The sequence below is a fragment of the Limosilactobacillus pulli genome (assembly GCF_947381555.1).
Classification (GTDB): Bacteria; Bacillota; Bacilli; order Lactobacillales; family Lactobacillaceae; genus Limosilactobacillus; species Limosilactobacillus pulli.
The window spans coordinates 1-4,693 of the sequence record NZ_CANCWQ010000052.1; the positions used below are offsets into that span (position 1 = coordinate 1).

The following is a 4,693-nucleotide window of genomic DNA, read 5'->3' on the forward strand; positions in this document are numbered from 1 at the left end:
CCTTTTTTAGTCTACTTTGAGTCTAACCTTGTTAGGCTTTTTTTGTTAAATGTTACGAACTAGCAAATCGCGTATAAATTAATTTTTTGCAGAGGGGGTTGCAAACGATTTCAAATCATGTTAAATTAACAACGTTGAATTTTTTGTAAAACGATTTACAAAAACGTTTTACACTAGGAACCATAGGAGGAAGCAAATGGCTAAGAAAATTGCGGTTTTAGGTAGTATCAATGTTGACACGACCTACCACGTACAACGTTTCCCAATGCCTGGTGAGACGATCTCAGCGGGATCCAAGAGTTCTGCTCCTGGTGGTAAGGGTGCCAATCAGGCAGTTGCGGCTGCTCGCTCTGGTGCCAAGACCTGGTTTATCGGTATGGTTGGCGCTGACAATGAAGGTAAGTTCATGCGTGAAGCTTTGCAAGAAGATAATATCGATACCAAGCTGATTGGCATTGATGAGCTGCACGGTACGGGAACGGCTCTGATTACGCTTGATGCCGAAGGACAAAACGACATCATGGTTTATGGCGGTGCCAACCAAGCAATGACGACTGAGGTTTTGAAAAATGCTGATGCCGTCTTTGAAGAGATCGACTTTTTGATCAGTCAGTTTGAAACGCCACAGGCAGTCACTGCTGAAGCTTTCAAACAAGCTAAGGAACATGGCGTAACGACGATCTTGAACCCAGCACCGGCTCATGAAATCTTGCCAGAGCTGCTGCAATACACGGACGTGGTAATTCCTAACGATAGCGAAAGCTTTGTTTTGACGGGAATCAAGATTACGGATGAGGACTCCATGCTTAAGTCTGCGGAATGGTTTAAGCAGCAAGGTGTTAAGAATCTGTTGATTACGCTGGGTTCAAAAGGGGTCTTTTACTGCACGCCACACGGTCACGGAATGGTACCAGCATTTAAGGTCAAAGCCGTTGATACGACGGCTGCCGGTGACACGTTCATTGGCGCGTTAGCCTCACAGCTGGACAATGATCTGAGCAATGTTGCCGATGCTCTGGTCTACGCGCAGCGTGCTTCCAGTCTGACCGTTCAAAAGATGGGTGCGATGCCATCGATTCCAACGAGTGAAGAAGTCAAAGCCGCACTTGCCGAATAATCGCGGCTAAACGTTCGCAGAAATAAAAATTAGGAATTAGGAGATTTTGATCATGAAGAAAACTGGAATTATCAACTCTGAAGTGTCTGCTGTCGTTGCCAACATGGGGCACATGGACTGGCTGTCAATCGGTGATGCCGGCATGCCGGTACCAATGGGCACTAAGAAGATCGACCTGGCACTCGACAAGCAGCTGCCAAGCTTTATGGACGTCTTGAACAATGTCTTAAAGGAAATGAAGGTTCAAAAGATCTATCTTGCCGATGAGATCAAGGACCAAAATCCAGAACAGCTGGAAAACATTAAAAAGGCTTTGCCTGATGTTGAGATCGAATTCATGCCGCACAGTGATTTGAAGAAGAACCTGGCCAAGACGCACGCCTTCATCCGCACGGGTGAGATGACGCCTTACTCCAACATTATTCTTGAATCCGGCGTTACGTTCTAGCGAGGTGTGAGCTATGCAAAACAGTAAGAATTCTGACAAGGGTCAAAGCTGGCTGCAGCTGCCAGACGGCTACCTTGACAAGACGCCAATGTTTCAGTTCCTGCTGGTCTGCCTGATCTTCCCACTTTGGGGGGCGGCGGCCAGTCTGAACGATATTTTGATCACGCAGTTTAAGACGGTCTTTACGCTGAACGACACGGCAACGGCCTTCGTTCAATCAGCCTTCTACGGCGGCTACTTCCTGATGGCCATCCCGGCTTCTCGGATCGTTAAGAAGGCCAGCTACAAGGTGGCCATTCTGGTCGGCTTGATGTTCTACATCATCGGCTGCTCACTGTTCTTCCCAGCTTCCAAGATTGCTACCTACAGCGTGTTCTTGGTTGCCATCTTCGCGATTGCCGTTGGTCTGAGCTTCTTGGAAACGTCTTGTGACACCTACGCCTCCATGATGGGTCCGCGCAATACGGCCAACCAGCGGCTGAACTTTGCGCAAACGCTGACACCGCTGGGTGACATTTTAGGGATCGTCTTGGGTAAGTACCTGATCTTTGGTGAAGGTGGCAACCTGGCCGACAAGGTCGCTCACATGAGCAAGGCTGAGGCCCACGCCTACAACCTGCACATGCTTCAATTGACGCTGCGTCCATACAAATTCATCCTTGCAATTTTAATCGTTATCTTCATCGTCCTGCTGCTGACCAAGATGCCACGTGCCAAGGCCACGGCAGGTACGGGCGCAGAAGGTAAGGAAGCACAGCCATCTTTGGGCGAGACGATCAGCTACCTGACGCACAACAAGCGCTTCATGATGGGTGTCGGGGCGCAATTCGTCTACGCCGGCATGCAGACGACGGTTTGGTCATTTACCATCCGTCTGGCACTGAAGGTGATGCACGGCATTTCCGACTCGGAAGCCTCAACGTTTATGATCTACAGCTACGTTGCCTGGTTTGTTGGTAAGCTAGTTGCCAACTGGTTCATGAACCGCTACTCGATTACCAAGGTGCTGACCTGGTTCTCTGCTTTGGGTATGGTCTGCCTGGTTATTGCCTTTACGGTTCCAAACGCCACGGCCGTATACGCAGCGATTGCCACGAGCTTCTTCTTTGGTCCTGAATGGCCAACGATTTACGCTCACACGCTGGACCAGATTCACGAAAAGAAGTACACCGAAACTGGTGGTGCCTTCATCGTTATGTCCCTGATCGGTGGTGCCATCGTGCCAGCCATTCAAGGACGGGTATCCGACATTTCTGGTTCCATGCAGTTCTCCTTCATTGTGCCAGCCATCTGCTTTGCGATCATCACGTTCTACTTCTGGAATGAACATCGCTACGAAAAGGCACACCCTGAAGAAGTTCAAGAACACTAGCAAATTACATTTTCAGCAAATCTAAAAGGACAGTCCCGTTTACCGGAGCTGTCCTTTTTTCATGACTGCGAGTGCAGCAATTTATTCAGATAAGTGGTTAGAGTTGAGGATTCGCCAATGAACCAATCAATTCATGGTGCTCACTGATATCCAGGCCACGACCTTCATCACGAGCCGAAACCCGAATCGTCATAAAGTGACCCAGAACCTTGACGATTGCCCAGACCATAACGGCCGTCGCAATAATCGTAACCAGGGTTGCCAGCGTTTGAATGCCAAACTGAGTAAAGCCACCGCCCATCAGCAGGCCATCATGAGTAACGACAGGGTTGACCGTATGAGTGGCAAAAAGGCCAGTCGCGATGCTTCCCCAGATACCGCTGATTCCATGACAGCCAAAGGCATCCAGTGTGTCATCGATTTTTAGACGTGGCTTGATCTTGGTGATGAACCAGCCACTGATCATGCTCGATCCGATTCCGATAATCAAGGCTCCGGTCAAGGTAACGTAGCCACAGGCTGGCGTGATGCTAACGAGCCCACACAATACGCCGGTACAGGTGCCAACTAAAGTCGTGTGTCCTTCAGTATAAATTTCCAGTAATTGCCAAGTAACCATGGCCGCTGCTGCAGCAACTGTCGTCGTTAAGAAAGCCTGCATGGCAATGCTGTTGACGGCCAGCGCGGAACCCGCGTTAAAGCCATCCCAGCCAATCCAAAGCAGGGTCGTGCCCAACAGAACCCAGGACCGATCGGCAGGACCATCAGACGCTTTGGTGTGCAGACGTGGTCCAATCATAGCCGACAGTACCAAGGCCGTGACCCCAGCGTTGATATGAACGACAGTCCCACCAGCAAAGTCCAGCGTGCCCAGCTTGGACAGCAGACCGCCACCCCAGACCAGGTGTACTAATGGATAGTAGATCAGAATCGACCAACAGATGATAAAGAAGGTTAAAAACTTAAAACGAACCCGGCCAACGATTGCGCCCACAAACAATGCTGGAGTGATCAGTGCAAACATCATTTCAAAGATTGAGAAGATGCCAACCGGAATTTTGCCAGTGGTCAGCTGCTTTAAGTTGATGCCATGCATCATCAATTGGTGTAGGTTGCCAACAATGGCGCCATCACCGCTGAATGAAAGGGACCAGCCAACTGCGACCCAAAGCAGGACAGATAGACCACAGACGAAAAAAACCGACATAAATGTGTTGACGATGTTGCGACTGCTTACCAAGCCACCATAGAAAAACGCCAGCCCTGGTGTCATTAAGAACACTAAAATGCTGGCAATCATTACGAATAACGTGTTTGCTGTACTCATTATTGCCATCTCCAATTCTCAAAGCCCTAATCATTTTCTTAATGGCAATTAATTTAGACCAATTCTTTTGCAAAAACAATAGCTTAAGTTTGATTCCGAAAAATTAAATAAATTTATTAGACCACGCAAACTTAAAAAACAATGAAAACGCTTCACTATTAACATTTTTCAACCGAAATATGAAATAGACCAATTATAAAAAGATTGTTGATCAATCAATGATCATCTAAAATAATCAAGATTGTTTTTAAAGAAGGGAGTAAAAAAATGGATCAGCTTTTTGAACGTTCTTCCATTAAGAGAGCTTATTTTACGCTGGCAATGCCGGTGGTTTTAAGTTCAGCCGTTATTATTATACGCGATTTGCTAGTTCGTAACATTTAACAAAAAAAGCCTAACAAGGTTAGACTCAAAGTAGACTAAAAAAGG

The 4,693-nt window shown here is 47.6% G+C and carries 4 protein-coding genes; 3 read left to right on the forward strand and 1 reads right to left on the reverse strand.

Features of this window, described 5'->3' with window-relative positions; translation table 11 throughout:
• Positions 1-196: 196 nt before the first annotated feature.
• The 3 genes from rbsK to fucP are packed head-to-tail and all read left to right on the forward strand — an operon-like array spanning position 197 to position 2,937.
• The gene (gene rbsK / locus QOS03_RS08885; RefSeq protein WP_283576159.1) at positions 197-1,117 is read left to right on the forward strand and encodes a ribokinase; all 921 of its coding nucleotides are present in this window, start codon (positions 197-199) and stop codon (positions 1,115-1,117) included.
• Between the two features lie 52 nt (positions 1,118-1,169).
• Positions 1,170-1,565 (forward strand): D-ribose pyranase, encoded by a 396-nt coding sequence (rbsD, locus tag QOS03_RS08890; protein WP_006500760.1) that lies wholly within the window; start codon positions 1,170-1,172, stop codon positions 1,563-1,565.
• Positions 1,566-1,578: 13 nt separating this feature from the next.
• Complete coding sequence (gene fucP / locus QOS03_RS08895) at positions 1,579-2,937, forward strand: L-fucose:H+ symporter permease (RefSeq protein ID WP_272208866.1); 1,359 nt, start codon at positions 1,579-1,581, stop codon at positions 2,935-2,937.
• 97 nt (positions 2,938-3,034) lie between these two features.
• On the opposite strand, the gene QOS03_RS08900 is transcribed toward fucP, so the two are convergent.
• Positions 3,035-4,264 (reverse strand): ammonium transporter, encoded by a 1,230-nt coding sequence (locus tag QOS03_RS08900; protein ID WP_283576160.1) that lies wholly within the window; start codon positions 4,262-4,264, stop codon positions 3,035-3,037.
• Between the last annotated feature and the right edge of the window lie 429 nt (positions 4,265-4,693).

What these genes read in the sequence shown, in the direction of transcription:
- QOS03_RS08900 (WP_283576160.1), bottom strand. Translation starts at nt 4,264, where the DNA reads ATGAGTACAGCAAACACGTTATTCGTAATGATTGCCAGCATTTTAGTG.
- rbsD (WP_006500760.1), top strand. Translation starts at nt 1,170, where the DNA reads ATGAAGAAAACTGGAATTATCAACTCTGAAGTGTCTGCTGTCGTTGCC.
- rbsK (WP_283576159.1), top strand. Translation starts at nt 197, where the DNA reads ATGGCTAAGAAAATTGCGGTTTTAGGTAGTATCAATGTTGACACGACC.
- fucP (WP_272208866.1), top strand. Translation starts at nt 1,579, where the DNA reads ATGCAAAACAGTAAGAATTCTGACAAGGGTCAAAGCTGGCTGCAGCTG.